This window comes from Brachybacterium sp. AOP24-D1-21 (genome assembly GCF_052378665.1).
Lineage (GTDB): Bacteria > Actinomycetota > Actinomycetes > Actinomycetales > Dermabacteraceae > Brachybacterium.
This window is the reverse complement of sequence record NZ_JBQSXX010000001.1, coordinates 16,376-36,805: the sequence shown is the minus strand read 5'-3', so window position 1 is coordinate 36,805 and position 20,430 is coordinate 16,376. Positions and strand designations below refer to the sequence as shown.

General features: G+C 68.6%; 9 protein-coding genes. All 9 read left to right on the top strand.

Going from position 1 to position 20,430, the window contains the following annotated elements; genetic code table 11:
• The first annotated feature begins 206 nt into the window (after window positions 1–206).
• The 9 genes from ACT3UF_RS00150 to ACT3UF_RS00110 all read left to right on the top strand — a co-directional run bounded on the left by ACT3UF_RS00150 (window position 207) and on the right by ACT3UF_RS00110 (window position 20,381).
• A complete protein-coding gene (locus tag ACT3UF_RS00150; protein WP_441445619.1) occupies window positions 207–1,214 on the top strand; it encodes a polyprenyl synthetase family protein in 1,008 nt (335 codons plus the stop codon).
• Between the two features lie 251 nt (window positions 1,215–1,465).
• Window positions 1,466–7,729, top strand: a complete 6,264-nt coding sequence (locus ACT3UF_RS00145) for an Ig-like domain-containing protein (protein WP_444607941.1) — start codon at window positions 1,466–1,468, stop codon at window positions 7,727–7,729.
• A 51-nt stretch (window positions 7,730–7,780) separates the two neighbouring features.
• On the top strand, window positions 7,781–8,755 hold the full coding sequence (locus ACT3UF_RS00140) for an AAA family ATPase (RefSeq protein WP_441445617.1): 975 nt from the start codon (window positions 7,781–7,783) through the stop codon (window positions 8,753–8,755).
• Between the two features lie 102 nt (window positions 8,756–8,857).
• Complete coding sequence (locus ACT3UF_RS00135) at window positions 8,858–10,324, top strand: DUF58 domain-containing protein (RefSeq protein WP_441445616.1); 1,467 nt, start codon at window positions 8,858–8,860, stop codon at window positions 10,322–10,324.
• Window positions 10,321–12,831, top strand: coding sequence for a transglutaminase domain-containing protein (locus ACT3UF_RS00130; protein ID WP_441445615.1), 2,511 nt, complete (start codon window positions 10,321–10,323; stop codon window positions 12,829–12,831). The genes ACT3UF_RS00135 and ACT3UF_RS00130 overlap by 4 nt, the downstream gene beginning before the upstream one ends.
• Window positions 12,831–14,906 carry an RDD family protein gene (locus tag ACT3UF_RS00125; RefSeq protein ID WP_441445614.1) on the top strand — a complete coding sequence of 692 codons (2,076 nt, stop codon included), beginning with the start codon at window positions 12,831–12,833 and terminating at the stop codon, window positions 14,904–14,906. The genes ACT3UF_RS00130 and ACT3UF_RS00125 overlap by 1 nt, the downstream gene beginning before the upstream one ends.
• Entirely contained in the window at window positions 14,903–15,784 is an 882-nt protein-coding gene (locus ACT3UF_RS00120; RefSeq protein WP_441445613.1) for a PP2C family protein-serine/threonine phosphatase, read from the top strand. Before ACT3UF_RS00125 ends, ACT3UF_RS00120 begins: the two co-directional genes overlap by 4 nt.
• Window positions 15,784–18,741, top strand: a complete 2,958-nt coding sequence (locus ACT3UF_RS00115) for an FHA domain-containing protein (RefSeq protein WP_444607940.1) — start codon at window positions 15,784–15,786, stop codon at window positions 18,739–18,741. Before ACT3UF_RS00120 ends, ACT3UF_RS00115 begins: the two co-directional genes overlap by 1 nt.
• On the top strand, window positions 18,738–20,381 hold the full coding sequence (locus ACT3UF_RS00110; protein ID WP_441445611.1) for a protein kinase domain-containing protein: 1,644 nt from the start codon (window positions 18,738–18,740) through the stop codon (window positions 20,379–20,381). The genes ACT3UF_RS00115 and ACT3UF_RS00110 overlap by 4 nt, the downstream gene beginning before the upstream one ends.
• The last annotated feature ends 49 nt before the right edge of the window (window positions 20,382–20,430 follow it).

The following is a 20,430-nucleotide window of genomic DNA, read 5'->3' as shown; positions in this document are numbered from 1 at the left end:
AGCGGGACGTCGACGTGGCACGGCGTTCTCCCGCTCACCTCAGGACCAACAGTGCGGTTCGGCGCGTCTGTCCCCGGTAGACTCGGTTGTCGGGTCCGCGCAGCCATCCGTTGCTGGTTCCCGAGCTCGTGGCCTCGTCGTCTCGAGCATCCCGCAGTTCATGTCCCGGGAGCGCCGCCGGCGCCCCGCTGAGTTCCAGGAGAGCCATGCCGTCCACGTTGCCGGGAGTTCCCGACATCGATGAGCAGCTCGCGAGCAACATCGTCGAGCGCCTCGGAGCCATCGAGGAGCGGCTGCGTGACTCCGTGGCCACGTCCGACGACATGGTCCGCTGGACCAGCCGTCACCTGATGGATGCCGGAGGCAAGCGCGTGCGTCCCATGCTGGTGCTGCTTGCGGCATCGCTCGGTGACCTCGACGCTGAGGGGGTGCTCGACGCTGCAGTCCTGGTCGAGCTCACGCATCTGGCGAGTCTTTACCATGATGACGTGATGGACTCGGCGCCCACCCGCCGTGGTGCGGAGAGCGCGCATTCGCTCTGGGGCAACAACGTCGCGATCCTCACCGGTGACTTCCTCTTCGCTCGTGCGAGTGCGCTCAGCGCCCGGATCGGGACCGAGGCTGTCCGCCTCCACTCGGAGACCTTCGAGAGGCTGTGCCTGGGACAGCTCCATGAGACCGTCGGGCCGAAGGAGGACGAGGATCCCTTCGCCCACTACATCTCGGTCCTCGCCGATAAGACCGCCTCGCTTCTCGCCCTCGCGGGAAGCCTCGGGGCGTCCCTGGCAGGGGGACCCGCTGGCTCAGCCGACGTCATGCGGCGGTACGGGGAGAAGGTCGGAGTCGCCTTCCAGCTCGCGGACGATGTGCTCGATCTCGAGAGCGACGCCGCCACCAGCGGGAAGACCCCCGGCATCGATCTGCGTGAGGGAGTGCCGACGATGCCTACCCTGCTGGTTCGACGCCGCGCTGCGGCGCAGCAGGACGCCCATAGCCTGGACCTCGTGGCACGGCTCGACGGTGACCTCAGCTCAGATGCCGCGCTGGATGAGCTCGTCGCAATGCTCCGGGCCGATCCTGCGCTCGAGGAGACGCGCGCGCTCGCGCAGCGCACTGCCGATGAGGCGGTGGAGATTCTCGCCGAGCTGCCGGAGAGCGACGTCCGTGCCGCGCTGACGACGTTCACCCGGACCCTGGTGGAGCGCGCACGCTGACTCCCGGGCGGACCGGGGCGGCTGCCCAGCTCCGTCCCGGTCTCCACACCGTTTCGTGATCAGGCGCTCGTGGTGCTCATGCGCTGCTGCGGGTACCCTGGGCAGGTCGCGCGCGCGGAAGTATCAGCTCCGGGGAGCATTCTCTGAGCGAGTGCTGGGCACCACTTGCGGGCGCGTTGAGAATCGGAACATGCGCTGGGGGTACGTCCATGTCTGACACCGCTGGATCCAAGCGACGCCGGGGGAGGCGCGTGACGGTCGCGTCCTCGGCCATGATCGCTGTGGTCGCGCTGGTGCTGACCGGGTTCGCGCTGCGCTATCCGGGTCTTTCCTCGTCTGATGTCCAGGTCTCCAATGGCGGGGTCTGGGTCTCGAACCAGGACAGCGGGCTCATCGGCCGGCTCAATGTGGATGCCGGTGAGCTCGATGCACGACTGATGTCCACCGGTCAGGACCTCGACATCATCCAGTCGGGGTATCACGTCTTCGAGACGGGCGCCCGGGGGTTCACCCCGATCAACACTGCGTCCGTGGTTCGCAACGGCCTCGTCGAGCTGCCCGCAGGTTCCACGGTGAAGATCGGTGGGGATCGCGTCGTGATCGCTGCGCCGGACGGGCGCGTCTGGATCCTGACCCCCGAAGAGGCCGCGGCATTCAGCCCCGCCGCAGTAGATCCGGTGCTCGAAACCGGCAAGGAGGCGCCGCCGGTCGCCGTCTCCGAGAATGGTGTCGTGTATGTGCTCAACGGCTCCGAGCTGCTGAGGTATGCGAAGACCTCGCCGACCCAGGACACGACGGCGGACAAACCGATCGAACTCGCTGATGTCTCCAGCAATTCGGATCTGCTCCAGCTCACGGTGGTCGGCGACGAGCCGGTGGTCCTGGACAAGGAGAAGCGCCTGCTCCGGGTGGGAGCCGACGCCAACGAATACGACCTCACCGACGACGGAGTCTCCACCCTGGAGTTCGCCGAGCTCCAGCAGGCAGGCCCCGCCTCCGACAACTTCGTGCTCGCCACCCGCGATGCGCTCTTCGTGATCCCCTTCGACGGTGGCAAGGCCACGAAGCAGGCCGCCGGCGGCACGGGGAGCACCGTGGTCCCACCCGCCCAGGTCCAGGGATGCGCCTACGGGGCCTGGGGTGGCTCGAACCGTTATGTGCGGCTGTGTGCAGGGGAGGAGCCGATCGCCGAGAGCATCCCCGAGGCGGACAGCGCCGCCGATCTCACGCTGCGCGTCAACCGCGACCTGGTGGTCCTCAACGACCAGAAGTTCGGATTGTCCTGGGAGATCATGGACAACATGGAGGTGGTGGACAACTGGGTCGTGACCCAGGAGATCCAGACCAACGAGTCCGAGGAGAAGGAGAAGGAGACTCTCACCACCACGATCACGAACATCGCCGCAGAGCGCGATCAGGAGAATCGCCCGCCGACCGCCAATGAGGACCGGTACGGTGTGCGGCCCGGCAAGAGCGTGGTCCTGCCGGTGACCCGCAACGACACTGATCCGGACGGGGACATCCTGTCCGTGCGCGTCGAAGGCGAGCAGCCCGGCATCGGCACTGTCACTCCGATCCGAGGCGGAACTCAGCTCCAGATCCAGGTGGACGAGGACGCCTCCGGCAGCGCCACGTTCACCTACCAGGCGAATGACGGCCGCGGTGGCACCGATACCGCAACTGTCACTCTGGACGTGCGCGCCGACGGCGACAACGAGGGTCCCAGGCCCGCGGACGAGATGATCACCAAGGTCCAGGTCCGCTCCGGTGAAGAGATCAGCTTCAACATCAGCCCGTACTGGGAGGATCCGGACGGCGACGCCTTCTATCTCGCCAATGCCACCGTCCCACCAGAGGACCTCGTGACCTTCCGTCCCGATGGCCTGGTCACCTTCAACGATGCCGGACTCGCCCCTGGAACCAAGCAGATCGAGGTCAGCTTCCGGGACGAGCATGGCAAGCAGGGGGAGGGCACCGTCGAGATCGAGTCGGTGACCGAGACCGACCTGGCGCCCATCACCACCGCGGACCACGCCACGATCGTGGCGGGTCGCACCACGACCATCAAGCCGCTGCTGAACGATCTGAACCCCAACGGCGGCAATCTCGAGCTGCTCAGCGTGAGCGAAGTCGACGGGCTCGAGATCGACCCGGTCCTCGAGGCGGGGACCATCAACGTCCAGGCGAGCGTGCCGGGCGCCTACTACCTCGAGTACACGGTGGCGGCGAGCGGCGCGAGCACCGTCTCGCTGGGACTCGTGAGGGTCGATGTCATCGAGCCCGAGGCGGAGAATCTCGCCCCGGTCGCGGTCGATGACATGGGCACGGTGACCACTGGGACGGACACCCTGCTGGACCCGTTGGAGAATGACGTGGACCCCACCGGCGGGGTGCTGGTCGTCAACTCGATCGACGTGCCTGAGGGCAGTGGCCTGAAGGCCACCATCGTGAACCACCACCTGATCCGAGTCGAGGCGGCGCCGGGTGCGATGGTCTCGGCGGAGCCGGTCCCTGTGACCTACGAGGTGGCGAACTCGGCCGGCGTCACCACCGGCACCGCCCGGGTGATGGTCGCCAGCACCGATACCCAGTTCGCGAACCCCGTGGCCGTCCCGGACCGGGCCGTGGTCCGTGCCGGCGACATGGTCAACATCAACGTGACCGGCAACGACATCTCGCCGACCGGCGCTGATCTCCATCTCGCGCAGGAGATGGACACCTCTCGCGCCGATGAGCTGGGGCACACCGAACCCCACCAGGACCAGGTTCGCTTCCGGGCGAACGATGACGCCACCGGTGAGGCCGTGGTCCAGTACCAGGTGATCGACGAGACCGGCCGCACCGGCTCAGCGCTCGCCTACATCACGATCGTCCCGCGCGATGCCGACAACACCGCGCCGAAGCCGGACAACCTCACGGCGCGCACCGTCGCGGGTACGCCGGTGCGGATCCCCGTTCAGACCACCGGAATCGATCCCGAGGGCGACTCCGTGATGCTCACCGGCGTCACCAGCCCGATGCCCACGCTGGGAGAGATCGTCAGCGCGAACGGCGAGTGGATCGAATACCTTCCCCACGACGGCTCCGTCGGCACCGATCGCTTCCGCTACCAGGTGATGGACCGCCACGGCGCGATCGGCACCGCCGAGGTGCTGGTCGGGGTGGCCGCACCGAACGATCGCAACCAGGCACCCTATGCGGTCGACGACACCGTGGAGGTCCGGCCGGATCGCGAAGTCCAGATCCCGGTGCTCGCCAACGACACCGACCCTGAAGGCGACCTGTTGGCCGTAGTGCGCGGTGACGTCGAGGCGATGACCGAGATCCAGCAGCACGCTCCGCCTGAGGATGCCGACGACGGCTACCTCACCGTCACCACCCCTTCCGAGCCCGGCACCCACACCGTGCTCTACTCCGCGACGGATGGACAGCTGAAGAGTTCGGCGACCGCGACCATCAAGGTGGCGAGCAATGCGCCGCAGCTTTCGCCGGTGGCGCGGGATGACTTCGTCCCGGTCGAGGACGTCATGGACCCCGAGATGGACTTCGTGGACGTCGAGGTGCTCGCCAACGACTCCGATCCCGATGGCAGCACCAAGGACCTCACCGTCGAGCTCGACGAACCGACCGGCGGTGTCGAGCTGCTCGATGAGGAGGGCACCGTCCGGATCCTCCCGCAGGAAGAGCAGCAGCGCATCCGGTACACCATCACCGATGTCGACGAGCTCGCCTCTGCCGGATACATCTGGGTGCCCGGCACCGCGAAGCAGGCTCCCGTCTGGGTGGGGCAGCCCCTCCAGGTGCAGGTCGGCTCCGAGGTGAGCGTCGATCTCGCGGATCCGAGCAACGTCCGGGTGCGCCCCGGCGCCGAGCCAGCACGCATCACCGATCTGAGCCTGGTCTCCGCACAGCACAGCGACGGTGGAGAGCTCGTCTCGGGCGAATCCACTCTCGTGTACCGGCCGGCCGCGGACTTCTCGGGCAACGACACCATCACGGTCGAGGTCACCGACGGTGCGGTGGGCGACCCCACGGCTGCCGTCGCGACCCTCGCGATCCCGGTCCAGGTCGCTCCCGAGGAGACCAACCTTCCACCGACCCTGCAGGGCGCGGTGCTCGAGATCGAACAGGGAGGTGCGCAGTCGTCCATCGATCTGGCCGCTGGCGCTGAGGATCCCGAGAACGAGGAGCTGACCTACGCCCTGGGTGATCTCACGCCGACCCCCGAGATCACGGTAGGGCTCGAGGGCTCGACTCTGACCGCCTCCGCGACCACGAAGTCGCCCAAGGGCGAGATCCTGGAAGTGCCGGTCACCGTCACCGACGGGACCAACCCGCCGGTCTCAGCGACCGTGCAGATCACCGTCGGCGGCTCACAGCGACCGCTGATCTCGGCGACCCTCGACGAGGCCACCATCGATGCCGGGCGCACGGAGTCGATCCCCGTGCTCGAGAACGACTCGAACCCCTTCCCCGGCGGTGAACGGGAGATCGTCAGTGCGGCACTGGTCTCCGGTGACGGCGAGGTCTCGCTCGATGGCGACGACGTCGTGATCACGCCGGATCCGGACTTCCATGGATTCCTCAATGCCAGCTATACGGTCATGGACGACACCGGTGACCCTGATCGACAGGTCAGTGGCGAGATCCGGGTCACCGTGCTGGGCAAGCCTGAGGCCCCCTCCGCGCCTCGCATCGGCGAGGTCGGGGACGGGTTCGTCGAGCTGAACTTCACCGCTGGCGCTGACAACGGCTCGCCGATCACCGGGTACAAGGTCTCCACGGCAAGCGGTCCCGCGGTGACCAAGGACTGCCCGTCCACCTCGTGCACCATCACCGGTCTGGCCAATGACACCGAGTACTCCTTCCAGGTCGTCGCGGTGAACGACGTCGGGGATTCCGACCCCTCGGCCGCCTCGCCCATCGCGCGGCCCGATGTCCGCCCCGAGAAGCCCGCCGCCCCCTCGGTCGAACGCGGCGACGAGCAGCTGACCCTGTCCTGGACCGCACCGGTCAACCGGGGCTCCGCGATCCAGAGATACAAGGTGCAGATCCACAACACCTCGACGAACGAGATCGCGCCTCGGGACATCGAGGCGGGGAGCACCCAGAGCGTCTTCACCGACCTGGACAACGGGGTGAAGTATCGCTTCCGCATCCAAGCCTTCAACCTGGCCGAAGAGCCTTCGGACTGGTCCGGCTGGTCGAAGCCCGAACACCCTGCTGGCAAGCCCGCCACCCCGAGCGGTACCCCGGTGGCTGAGCGCGTGAGCGATGCGCGGCAGCAGGGCGGCGGGGGCGGGATCACCGTCACCTGGCCGAAGATGACCAAGAAGGAGTCCAACGGCGAGCCGATCACGCAGTACATCGTCACCGCCTCCTCAGGGGAGAGCCAGACGGTGGACCACACCAAGACCTCCGCAACTTTCCTCCAGCTGGATGCGGACACTGCACATTCCTTCACCTACACCGGTGTGAACTCGGTGGGCAAGGGAGTGGGTGCGTCGAAGCCCTCGAACTCCGTCACCCCATGGTCGAAGCCCGCCGCCCCGACCGGGGTCAGAGCGACGATGCCCAGTGAGGGCACCGGCGCCGGACCCAACGGCCGGGCGACGGTTCACTGGCAGGCGGCGGACGGCAACGGCACCACCGTCACCAAATACGTGGTGCGCTGGAACGGTGGCTCGAAGACGGTCAACGCACCGGCCACCAGTGCGGACATCTCCGGACTCGGGACCAGCGGAACCACGTACAGGTTCAGCGTCGAGGCGCGCAACGGCTTCGAGGCCAACGGCGGTGTCAGCGATCCTTCCGGGGAGTCAAACGCGGTGCGGCCGTACACGACACCGGACAAACCGAGCGCAGCCACTATCTCGACCGCCAAGTGCACCGGCGCGAACAACTGCCCCGTGACGTACAAGGCCTCCGCCGGCGGCGATGACGGCGGGGCCGGTAACACGACGCTCCAGGTCCGTATCGACGGTGGTGGCTGGCAGGACTCGGGCACCTCCTACTCCAAGACGATCCAGGCCAAGTCCGCCTCCTCGCATTCGATCGAGGCACGTGTGGTGACGAAGCCGAAGAACGCCGACGGCTCCACGGCCACCATGACCTCCGGCACCGTGAAGGACTCGAAGAAGGCCCAGACCTACACCCCGCCCCCCGCGCCGAAGATCAGCGGTGAGAACGGGTACGGCGATGCGACCGGGGAGGATGGGTGCAACAACGGATGGTGCTACTACCTCGACTTCACAGTGTCGGGTCTCGCCCCGAACACGACCTACGAGTACTGCATCAAGGCCGATGGCGTCATCGGTGGGAACTGCTGGTACCCAACCACGGACGGCGCCACCCCGACGATCGGGACCTTCACGACGAACTCTTCCGGTGCATGGGACCTCCGCGACAGCGGGCATAAGCCGTACTGGGGTCACCCGTACACCGACCTCTGGGTCTGGGTCAGGATCGACGGTCAGACCGCCGACTCCAATAAGGTCCAGATCCGCTCGAGCTGAGATCCCCGCCTCACGACATCCGCCCTCTTCCCGAAAGCAGAATTTCTCCTCATGAGCATGACCCCCGAACAGGCCCGCTGGTTCGCCGAGACGTTCGACAAACTCGTCCAGAGCATCGGCCAGGCCGTCCTCGGCAAGAACGAAGTGGTCCGTCTGGTGCTGACCGCGATGATGGCCCCTGGGCATGTGCTGCTCGAGGACGCGCCGGGCACCGGGAAGACCTCGCTGGCCCGCTCGATCGCCGCGACCGTGCAGGGCACCAGCACCCGCATCCAGTTCACCCCTGACCTGCTGCCCTCCGACGTCACCGGTGTGACGATCTACGACCAGAACACCAAGGCCTTCGAGTTCCACAAGGGACCGGTGTTCGCGAACATCGTCCTCGCCGACGAGATCAACCGCGCCTCGCCGAAGACCCAGTCGGCGATGCTCGAGGTGATGGAGGAGGCCCGGGTCACAGTCGACGGTGTCACCCACGAGGTCGGCAACCCGTTCATGGTGATCGCCACCCAGAACCCCATCGAGCAGGCCGGCACCTACCGTCTTCCTGAGGCGCAGCTGGACCGGTTCCTGATGAAGACCTCCATCGGCTACCCCGACCACGCCTCCAGCGTGCAGATCCTGCAGGGCTCCGCGCTGCGCGACCGCAGCAGCCAGCTCAGCCCGCGCATCTCCCTCCAGGCCGTCAACGACATGACCCAGCTGGCCTCCACCGTGCATGTGGACCCGGCGGTCCTCGAGTACGTCTCCCGACTGATGGAGGAGACCCGCCTCGCGCCGGAGGTGCGCGTCGGCGTCTCCATCCGTGGCGCCCTGGCGCTGATGCGCGCGGTGAAGGTGTGGGCTGCGGTCAATGGCCGCCACTATGTGATCCCGGATGACGTCAAGCACCTGGTCGAGCACGTCTGGCTGCACCGCTTCGTGCTCGACCCCGAGGCAGAGTTCTCGGGCACCACCGCCAAGAGCGTCATGACCAAGATCCTCAGCGAGGTGGCGCCGCCGCAGGCGCGACAGCAGTCGGCATGAGTACCGATCGTCGACGAACTGCGAGGGACGAGCGGGAGGAGATGAGCGCATGAGTGCTGTTCGTCGACGAACTGCGAGGGACGAGCGGGAGGAGATGAACACATGAGTTCAGAGACCTCACTTCCCACCGACGCCGCAGACGCAAAAGCCGCCAAGGCCCAGGCGAAGAAGCGGCGCAGCGCCGTTAAGTCGGAGGCCAGGGCGAAGGCCCGCTCCACCCGGAAGCAGACGCGCGCCGCGAAGCGTACGCAGAATGCTCCCGGGTCGGTGTCCGAAGCTCCTGGGTCGGTGTCCGGCGGGCCGGGTGCCGCACAGCCGGGCCGATCAGCCGGGCAGCCAGGCTCAGAGGCCGAGCAGAGCACCGGGCTGGCCGGTCTCCGCGACCGCGCGGTGGAACTCTGGATTCGACGGATCCACCCCGTGCTCGATGTCATCTCCCCGATCGGGTGGGCCGTGTTCGGTGCCGCCGCGGCCTGCTGGTTCATCGGCCTGACCCTCCACATCACCGAGCTGAACGTGATCGCGTTCGCGCTCACCGTGCCGCTGGTGATCGCGGCGCTGTTCGTGCTGGGCCGTGCCTCGTACAAGGTCACCCTCGATCTGCAGACCCACCGCGTGGTGGTCGGTACCCGCGCCGTCGGCAGGGTGGAGGTCGCCAACCCGACCCAGCGGGTGATCCTGCCCTCGCGCATCGAGCTGGCGGTCGGCTCCGCCACCGCGCAGTTCATGGTGCCGAAACTCGACGCAGGTGCCGAGCACGAGGAGCTGTTCGCCGTGCCCACCAAGCGTCGCGCCGTCCTGGTCGTCGGCCCGGTGCGCTCGGTGCGCGATGACCCGCTCTCGCTGATGCGCCGCCAGGTCACCTGGGCGAAGGAGCAGGAGCTGTTCGTCCACCCGCGCACCGTGCGCCTCGACGAGGCGGCCAGCGGGTTCCTGCGCGACCTCGAGGGCACCCCCTCCTCGGACCTCTCCAGCTCCGACATCGCCTTCCATGCGCTGCGCGACTACGCTCCGGGCGATGACCGGCGGCACGTCCACTGGCGCACCACTGCCCGCACCGGGAAGCTCATGGTCCGTCAGTTCGAGGAAACCCGGCGCTCGCATGTGGTGGTCGCGCTGGACAATCTCGCCGAGCACTACGCGAGCGACGACGAGTTCGAACTGGCAGTCTCCGTAGCGGCCTCGATCTCGGGCCAGACCTTCCGGGAGGAGAAGGAGCTGACTCCCTTCACCTTCGACGAGCGTCAGAACACGGGGACCCTCCGGCAGATGATGGACGACTACACCGTCATCGAGCAGTTCAAGGAGCGGGCCTCGTTCCATGAGCTTGGCCAGAAGGCCGCCGATCTCGCCCCTAACGCCTCCGCGGTGATGATGGTCGTCGGCTCCCACACCACGGCGCGCGAGCTGAACTCCGCCGCCAACCAGCTTCCGATCGGAGTGATGGCAGTGGCGATCCGCTGCGTGGATGATGCCGACGTGAAACGCTCGGCGATCGGCAGCCTGGACGTGGTCACGCTGGGATCGCTGGACACCCTCGCGCGAGCCTTGCGGGCGGTGGGTCGATGAGCACGACCACCACCGCGCCCAGGCGGGCGCCGAGCTACTTCTCGAGCATCCCGCACCGCCGTCGGGCACTGGACCTCGCAGCCCTGGGCGCGCTGTTCATCCTCGCGATCCTCGGCTTCCACCACGTCTACGGCGGCATCCAGTACCTGCTCACCGGGATCATGGCGCTGGTGTTCGGCACCCTGATCGCGCTGATCGGAGCGCGGTGGCGCTGGGGACCGCTGCGGATCACCCCTCTCGTGCTGGTGACGTACTTCCTGTTCGGGCCGATGTTCGCCGCCCCGACCCGTGCGCTCTGGGGTGTCCTGCCCAGCCCCGGTGCTCTGTGGGAGCTGATCAAGGCTCCGGTGACCAGCTGGAAGTCGGTGCTGACGGTGGCACCTCCGGTGGGCGTCGCCCAGGGAGTGCTGGGTGTGGTGTGGATCAGCACTCTGCTGCTGTCGCTGCTGGCCATGTCGATCGTGATGAGGTCTCGGCTGTACGTGCTGGCCTGGCTGTTCCCCTTACTGCTGGTGGGCGTGACGATCATCTTCGGCACCGACCAGTCATTCGCGGCGGTCCTCCGAGGGGTGCTCTACGCGACCATCTCCATCGCCTGGCTGACCTGGCGGTTCGAGGCCGCGAGGCTTTCCAACGCCCAGTCCACGATCATCTCGGACACGGTGAGGCCGGGCTCGTGGAAGAACCCGGTGCTGCGGCGCCGTGTGATCGGCGGCGCACTGATCATGGCGCTCGCCGGCGGTGGCGCGGTCGCCGCGCACTCCCTGCTGGATCCGCCTCCGGGCACCATCCGCTATGCGGCGCGAGACAAGATCAGCCCGCCCTTCGACCCGCAGCAGTATGTCTCTCCGCTCACGGAGTTCCGCGGCTACCTCAAGCATCAGCGCAAGGAGGAGCTGTTCACGATCTCCGGTGTCAGCAGCGGTGAGCAGATCCGGCTGGCCACCATGGACTACTACGACCTGCAGGTCTACAACGTCGCCAGCAGCGAGGCCAAGGATGGCCCCTCCGGGGCGTTCTTGCGCACCGCGCCGGGGGTCGACCTCCGCGCCGGCACCGGGCAGGAGCGGGTGTCGTCGGTGACCATCGGCGCCTATTCCGGCGTGTGGCTGCCCACCGCCGGCGCGCAGACCAACCGCATCGACCTCGCAGAGATGACCTCCGAGCGGTCGAGCGTGACCTCCGAGAACCTCTTCCTCAACCAGCAGTCCCAGACGGCGGTGAACGCACGTGGGGTGAGGCCCGGTGACACCTATGAGCTCTCCTACGAGCCCTATGCGGAGCCCACGGCCGAGCAGCAGCGCACCGCCAAGTTCGCACAGATCGAACTGCCCGAGAACGCGCCGATGGATGTGCTGCGGCCGCTGGCCGAGGAAGCGGCGGGGTCGTCGGACTCCGACTTCGAACGGTTCCAGAACCTGACCAGGACGGTGAAGAAGGACGCCTTCTACTCGCATGGTCTCGATGAGGATGCGGCGTCCCTCTCCGGCCATGGCGCGAGCCGCCTGCTGGCGATGCTCGAGGAGGTCGGCTTCGATGAGAACACCCCGGATGCGCAGCCGGAGGGTCGCATCGGCGACGAGGAGCAGTTCGCGGCGCTGACCGCGGTGATGGCCCGCTCGATCGATATCCCCGCCCGCGTGGTGATGGGATTCGAGGTCCCTCCCGGCCAGGAGGGAACCGTCGCGATCACCGGCGACAACGTCACAGCCTGGGTCGAGGTCGCCTTCGAAGACATCGGATGGGTGCGCTTCGATCCCGCCCCGGACGAGGAGGACGACCCCACCGAACCTGAGCCCAAGGAGGTGGAGGAGCCTCTGCCCCAGGTGGCGCAGCCGCCGCCGCCTCCGGCTGAGCCGCCCAGCCCGCCGCCGGGCGCGATGAGCGACGACAGCGAGAAGGATGAAGAGCCGCCGGAGCCGACCACCTCGTGGGTCGTCTACCTCGGCCTGGGTCTGATCCCCGTGGCGCTGCTGCTGATCGCTGTGCTCGCCGTGATCATCGCCAAGACGGTGCGGCGAGGACGCCGCCGCACCCGGGGCCCGTTGCCGACGCGCATCGATGGGGGCTGGCAGGAGATCCTCGACCTGTTGACCGACCTCGGCCAGAAGCCGGACCCCCTGATGACCCGTGCCGAGACCGCGGCGCGGCTCCAGGCAGACATCCCGGCGATGGGAGCGCTGACTCTCGCCGGCCGTGCAGACCGCGCAGTCTTCGGACCTGACGATCTCCCCGAAGCTGCGGCCGAGGAGTACTGGAGTGATGTCATGACGGCGCGGCGTAGCATGTCCGCTGCGGTGCCGTGGCACAAGAGGCTGCGGGCAGCGCTCTCACTGCGCTCCTTCCGCCGGCGGTCCGCGGACCGCCGCACCGAGAACAAGCGCCTCCGAGTGAATGCTCGGGCCCGGGACAAAGCGCTGCGCCGCTCCGAAGCGATGCGCCGACGCCGGTCTTCGCTCCGCGAAGGCACCAGGAGGACGAGATCGTCGAAGAAGGGCAGAGCGTGATGAACCAGACGCGATACTGCAGCACCTGCGGGACTCTGCTGTCCGAGGGCGCGGTGATCTGCGGAGAGTGCGGTGCGCGCTATCAGGCCTCGCCCTATGAGCGCCGGGCGACCGATACTCCCGGGGCCTGGGCGCAGGCGCCACGGTCACGGGCGCGGGACCTCGGTGCGGACGCCGCCCAGGCTCCGGAGGAGGAGGGGATCGAGCTGGTCTCCAGGGAGTCTCTCCTGCCGAAGAACCCGGGTGCGACGGCACTGCGCACTCAGGAACAGTACGATCAGATGATGGTGACCCAGCCCGCGATGAATCAGACCGGACCGGGCCCCGCGCCCGGCATGCTGAACGGACCGGGGTCTCCGGCTCCGGCGCCGAGTGCACCCGGGGGAGAGCCGATGGAGCCGCCGCTGGACGGATGTGTCCCCGGCTCGCTGCTGCGACGATTCCTGGCCGCGCTGGTGGACTCGGTGATCGGCACCCTGGTGGCGGTGCCGCTCACCCTCGGCATGATCCTCATCCTGACCTCCGACACCATCGGCCTGCTCCCGCAGATCCTGGTCGGGGTGGGCGTGGCGCTTCCCGTCGCGTACACGGTGCTGATGATCTGGCTGGCCGGGTCGAAGGGATTCACCCTCGGCAAGCTGATCCTCGGACTGAGGATCACGAAGGACGGCGCAGGCGGGCCGATCGGCTTCGTGCGTGCACTGGGCCGCTGGGCGCTGTACGGGATCATCCCGCTGATCATGGCGCTGTCGATCTTCATCGACCCGAAGAAGCATCTGCGCGGCTTCCACGATCGGGTGATCGGCTCCGTCGTCGTGGACATCAAGGCAGGTCGCAACCCGCTGCAGCCTCGTCCCGACGATTTCGAGCGCGAGAGCGCGGCTCACTACCTCGGCGCCCCCTCGGTCGCGGTCTCCACGCACCCGAACCTGCTCTCCGAGCCGGGGACGGCGTGGAGCGGTCCCTCTGACTCGGCACCGGCTCAGCCCGTCACCGGCGGCTGGGACGGGAGCCAGCAGATGGCACCGAGCCCGTATGCGCCGCCCGCGTCGAGCAGCTCCGCACCGGAGGCACCGATGTCGACGGGTTGGGCCGCTCCGCCGCCCACGCGGGAACCTGTCGCGCAGCAGCCGGGCGGCGAAGGTGGCTGGGCACCGCCTCCGGTCGACCCTGTGCCGCAGCAGAGCTGGGACCAGAACGCTTCTGCACCGCGGCAGCAGAGCGCGGAGCAGGTCGCCCCGGCGCCGCAGCAGGCACCGTGGGACCAGCCGGCGCCGCAGCAGGCGCCGCGGGACCAGCCTGCCGTGCAGCAGGACTGGAGCCGGCAGGACGGGACTTCACAGCCCCAGCAGCAGCCACAGCACTGGGGCCAGCCCGCCCCGCAGCAGTCGGCGGCGCCGGCCCCGTACCAGGACCCGAATGCCGCCGGAACTGCAGGATGGGCTCCGCCCGCCCCTCAGGGCCAGCCCTCCGCACCTGGGGCGAACTCCGCCCTGGACTCCGGAGCGCAGCCCTCCTACGGTGCTCCGACGCCTTACGCGGCACAGGAGCAGGAGAACTCCGCGCCGCAGGCTGGCGCCGCAGGCTGGGGACCCGCCAGCACGAATCAGGAACCTGTCGGGACGCCCGGCGAACTCACCGGAGACGCGTGGGACGCAGGGATCGACGAGCAGACCCGCCTGTCCGAACCGGACGACTCGCTCGGCGATCTCGAACAGACCCGTCTCTCCGCAGTGAAGCTGCCGGCGGTGAAGAAGCTGCGGCTGACGGCCGACGACGGCACCGACCGCCTTGTCGAGAAGGCCGTGGTGATCGGACGCAACCCCTCCGCTTCGGGGGAGGAGGTGCTGTTCGTGCTGAAGGACGACACGCGCTCCGTCTCCAAGACGCATCTGCGGATCGACGGGACCGGGGAGGAGATCACGGTCACCGATCTGGGCTCGACCAACGGCTCCACCATCCTGCGTGAGGACGGCTCCCGGGAGAACCTGGTCCCGAACGCGCCCACGGTCCTTCCCACCGGTGCACAGCTGACCCTCGGGGACCGGACCCTGTCCGTGGAGAGGGAGCAGTGATCGACCGCTCCCTCTCGGACCCGGATCTCACAGGAACGATCCGGGTCATCTCCGCCGCCGCCACCCACGTCGGCCATGTGCGGGCCACCAATGAGGACAGCATCCTCAACGTGTCACCGATCTACCTGGTCGCTGACGGCATGGGCGGGCACAATGCCGGTGAGGTCGCCAGCGCGATCGCGGTCGAGGAGTTCGAGAAGCTCACGATTCAGGAGAACGTCACCGTCGAGCAGCTGGGGGAAGCGCTGCGCTCCGCAGCCACGCGGATCGGCGAGCTCGGCGGCGAGTCCACCCTGGGCGCCGGGACCACAGTCGCAGGGGTCGCGACGATGGTGCTGGACGGAGTCGGCTACTGGGTCGTGCTCAATCTCGGGGACTCCCGCGTGTACCGCCTCTCAGGAGACGTCTTCGAGCAGGTCAGCGTGGACCATTCGGTGGTCCAGGAGCTGATGGACCGGGGCGAGCTCACCCCTGCCCAGGCGAAGGTCCACCCCTACCGTCACATGGTCACCCGGGCCCTCGGCGCCGGGCCCGAGTCCGATCCGGACTACTGGCTGATCCCCGCAGAGGTGGGGGATCGGATGCTGATCTGCTCCGATGGGCTGACCGGCGAGATCGACGACGCCGCCATCGAGCAGCTGCTGCGCCGTCCGACGGACGTGCGCACCCTCAGCCATGAGCTGGTGGGCCGTGCGCTCGATGCCGGTGGTCACGACAACGTCAGCGTGGTCCTGGTCGAAGCCGTCGAGGTGGTGGGCCAGCCCCTGATCACCGAGAGCACAGCCGGCAGCTCGAGCTCCGCAGATCGGGAGGACGAGTTCGAGATCGATGAGGACACGCTCCCGCGAGCGCTCCGCGATGGTGGCGGAGAGGTCTGATGAACGAGGAGAAGGGTGTAGGAGCCGAGGACCTGCTCGGGAGAGGGACCTGGGTGCGGCAGGGCCCGGCCACGCTGGTGATCCGGAACAACGCCTGGGTGGTGCTGGTCCCCGGGCTGCGCAAGCAGGTCACGGAAGCGGCATGGGAGCTGCTCGACGGCTCTCCCGACCCGGAAGGGTTCCTCGATGCTCTGGTGGAGACCGGGGGGATCGAGAGCGCGGAGAAGCTCTCCGCGCTGCTGTTCGGCTTCCATGACGGCACCACCGGCACGTTCGGAGTGAAGGGCACGACGCCGATCGCCGTCTACACCCCCGAAGGATCCCAACAGATCGCGGGCTCGGACGAGGAGCCCTTCGTCCTGAGGACCGTCGAGGGCGTGCGTCGCACCGCGTTCGGAGATCTCCCTGCCGAGCAATCCCTCGGGGCACCTCGGCTGAGTTCGGGGGTGATCCCGGTGCGGGGATTCGTGCACGTGACGGAAGACCCTGCAGAGCTGGGAGATGCCGAGCGGGCCGAACTCGCCGAGCAGGTGGAGAAGGACGGCCGGTCGATCGAGAGCCCGGAGGCGAAGAAGCGCCGCGCCGCACGCCCGACTCCTGCCCCGAAGCCTGCCGGGAGCAGCGCTGCCGCCCCTCTGGTGAGGCCCGCGACAGCCACCCGCAAGCCGGGGGAGATGCCGCCCACCATCTCCCGAGGGGGAACACGCGGAGGCTCGACCCGGCCCGCCGCCTCCGAGACCGCGTCCGCCGGACCGAATATGTTCGCGGGCCTCTTCGGGAACAGCTCTGCGACCCCGAAGCCGGCGGCTCAGGCTGAAGCACCAGCACCAGCACCAGCACCAGCACCAGCACCAGCACCAGCACCAGCACCAGCACCAGCACCAGCACCAGCACCTACACCAGCACCAGCACCCGCACCGGCGGCGGTGCCTGCTGCGGAACCGGCAGCACCCGTACCCGCTGGGCAGCAGACTTCGGCTCCCTCTCCTGCCGTCGACGGCGCGCCGTCCTCGGAGCCCGCCCCGGCTGCGGCAGAACCCAAGCCTGCAACGCCTGTGAAGCGGCGATTGGTCAGCACCTCTCTGTTCGACCGCGGCCGTCGATCCTCCACCGCGGCACCTTCCGCTCAGGCGACCACGGCACCCGCACCGAATGGTGAGAGCACACCCGCTGGTGGGACCCCCTCTTCCTTGCAGCCCGCGGCAGCCGCGGCGGAAACGCCCGGGCCGGCAGGCGCGAGCTCCGCTGCCTCGACGCCCCCGGTCGAGCAGTCGGTGAGCACGGCAGCGCCGGCCGCGCCTGCCACCGCGACACGTCACTCGCCCGCGACCGCAGCACCCGTCACGTCGGCCTCCGTACCGACCCCTGACCCTCCGCCCGAGGATGAGTTCGAGTCACCTCCGACTCAGATCGCGCCGATCGATGACGACGACCTGGGCGACCAGGGCGATCAGGGCGACGAGAATGCTCCGACGCCTCCGCCGAGGCGGGCATCACGGCACGCTGCCGCTCCAGGGCCCGTCGCGAGCGAGCTCGAGAACACCGGGGCCTACGACGATCTCTTCGGCAAGACCGTGTTCCGGCGCATCGAGGACGCCGCCGTCCGGCGCAGCGAGGACGAGGACGACGCAGAGGATTCAGAAGAGCAGCCGGCCGCGGAGCGGACAGCCGCATCGGCATCGGCAACGGGATCAGTGCCGGCCGCTCCACCTGCCGAGACCACGTCAGCTGCCCCGGTCTCCCCGGCCTCGGCGCCTGAGCCGCTGCCGGCGGAACCCGCCACCGGCGGAGAGTTCATCGACTGGGTGCCGGGGGTCGGGCGCACGGCTCCGGAGATCGCACAGACCGCAGCGCGGCGCGCCTCAGAGGTTCCACCTCCGCAGCCGGCCTATCCGCAGGTCCAGATGGCGGAACGGCCATCCCCTCCGAACTCCGCTCCCCGCTCGGCAGCCGTCGGGCCGCCCATGGCGCCGGGCATGCCGTACGGACGCCCGATGAGCACCGGGGACGCCGGCCAGCACGTCGGATACCCGACGCCTGCCGGGCAGCCGCAGCCCTATGCGAACGGCCCTGCGAACCCGGGAGCTGCGGGACACCAGGTCGGGTTCCTCGGACCTGTGATGAGCGGCTCTGCGAACCCCGGCCATCCCGCACCGCCTGCACAGCAACACCGCGGCGCCTCCCCGGCACCGCAGCGACCCGCGCCGCCCCAGGGTGCCCATCCCGGTGCCGCCGGGTCTGCCGGAGGTGCCGTGCCGAACCGCTATCCACCGCAGGCCTCCTCTGCGAGCAGCGGGTATCCGCAGGCCGGGAGCTCGGCTCAGGCGCCGGGCGCTCCCTACCCTGGCGGGCCGATGCCGGGTCGGCATGCCAGCGCGCCCCACCCTGTAGCGCCCGCCGGCACTCCGGTGACTCCCACACCGCGTCCAGGGCCGGCTCCGCAGCCCGGATCCGGAACAGCGGCCCCTGCGGGCGTGCCGGGGCACGTCGTGGGCGGCGGTGTGACCCTGACCGGGATGGTGTGTCCGAACGGCCACGCGAACTCCCCGGAGCGCGCTGCGTGCCGGGCCTGCGGTGCACCGCTGCAGGGGCAGCCTCGCACCGTCGTGCGCCCGCCGTTGGGAGCCGTCGCCGTCTCCGGCGGCGGTCGTTTCGTGCTCGACCGCACGGCGATCATCGGTCGGCGTCCTCGCGCTTCTCGCGTCAGCGGTCATGAAGTGCCGCAGCTGATCACCGTGCCCAGCCCGCAGCAGGACATCTCCCGGTCGCACCTCGAGCTGCGGCTCGAGGGCTGGCATGTGGTGGCGCTCGATCTGGGCACCACCAACGGCACCACGCTGTATCGAGAGGGTTACGAGCCGGTCCGGCTGCGTTCACGGGAGGGTGTGGTCCTCCATGATGGAGACCATCTGGATCTGGGGGATGACGTGCATCTGAAGTTCGGGGAACGGCTATGAGCTCCAGGCCCCCCTCTGCGCCGCCCCGGCTGCCCGGTTACGAGTACGAGCAGCTGCTGGGCTCCGGCGGCTTCGCCGATGTCTTCCTGTACCGCCAGTTCCGCCCCCAGCGGCGGGTGGCGATCAAGGTGCTCCTCTCGAACGTGCTCGACGAATCGGTACGGCGGCAGTTCGACGGCGAGGCCAATGTGATGGCCCAGATGTCGACGCATCCGTCGATCGTCACGATCCACCAGGCGGAGGTCTCCGAGGACCACCGCCCGTACATCGTCATGGAGTACTGCCCGCGGTCCAACTACGGCGTGCGTTTCCGCAAGGAGCGGATCACCGTCGCCGAGGCACTGCGGGTGGGCGTTCAGATTGCGGGGGCAGTGGAGACGGCGCATCGCGCCGGAATCCTCCACCGCGACATCAAGCCCGCGAACATCCTGGTCACCGACTACAACCGCCCGGCGCTGACGGACTTCGGGATCTCGATCGCCGCAGGCCAGGGCGATGACGTCGAAGACTCCCAGGGAATGTCGATCCCGTGGTCCCCGCCGGAGTTCTTCGCCGACCCGCCCCGCGCCGACGTGCGCTCGGACGTGTTCTCCCTGGCTGCGACCGTGTACTCGCTGCTGGCCGGGCAGACTCCCTTCGAGCACCGCGGGCGGCGCAACACCGCCTCGGATCTCATCCATCGCATCTCGAGCGAGCCGCTGCAGCCACTGACCCGCCCTGATGTGCCGGCAGAACTGAACCGGGTCCTCTCGATCGCGATGGCCAAGGAGCAGGCGGGCCGGTATGACACGGCTCTCGCCTTCGGCCGTGGGCTGCAGCAGGTGGAGCTCTCCCTCTCCCTGCCGGTCACCCAGATGGACGTGCTCGACGACCGGAGCACCGCGGCCGCGCACAGTGCCGAGGACGACGAGCTCGACATGCACACTCGGATCCGCAAGGTTGCCACCGTGGACCCGGAGTCGGTCAGCACCACCGGCCCTGGGAGCCGGCGCAGGCTCGATCCCTACGCCGGCATCGCCCCCGCGATCGGCGCCCCGGCCGCGCCCGGATTCGGTGCCCCGGCAACCTCTGCGACGGATGATTCCGTCGAGTCGACCCTGCTGCGCCCGATCGGTGCGCGTCCCGCGGGTGCCTCTGCGCACTCGCCGCTGCCCGCGCCCGGCTACGCCGAGCACGAGGAGGAGCCCGCGAAGGCGCCGGCCTGGCCTTTCGTGGTGTTGGCGGCGGTGCTGATCGTGGTGCTCGGCGTGGGTGCCACCCTCGGAGTGCGCTACTTCCTGATCCCCGAGCCGGAACCCATTCCCAGTACGGACATCAACGTCGCGGCTCCGCCGCAGGATCCGCTGGAGCCGCCGACGGACATCAAGTTCACGCCCATCGCAGCGGGGAGCACTGGTGCGCCCGGTCTGGTACAGGTCAGCTGGGAACCGCCGGCCGGGGTCACGAAGGATGAGCACTACGTGGTCCAGTGGAAGGACATGCCGGACAACTACGAGCGCTACCAGCAGCAGCACGAGGTCCACGGCCTGAACTCGGTCGTCCTGGAGATCCCACCACAGCAGCCTGCCCCCTGTGTCCAGGTGCAGACGGTCAATCCCAACGGCAATTCGAGCCCCCCGGGAGAGAGCTGTTATGAGTAGGCGAGACAGGTACGGTGCAACCATGACGAACAGTCGTGATGACAGAGGG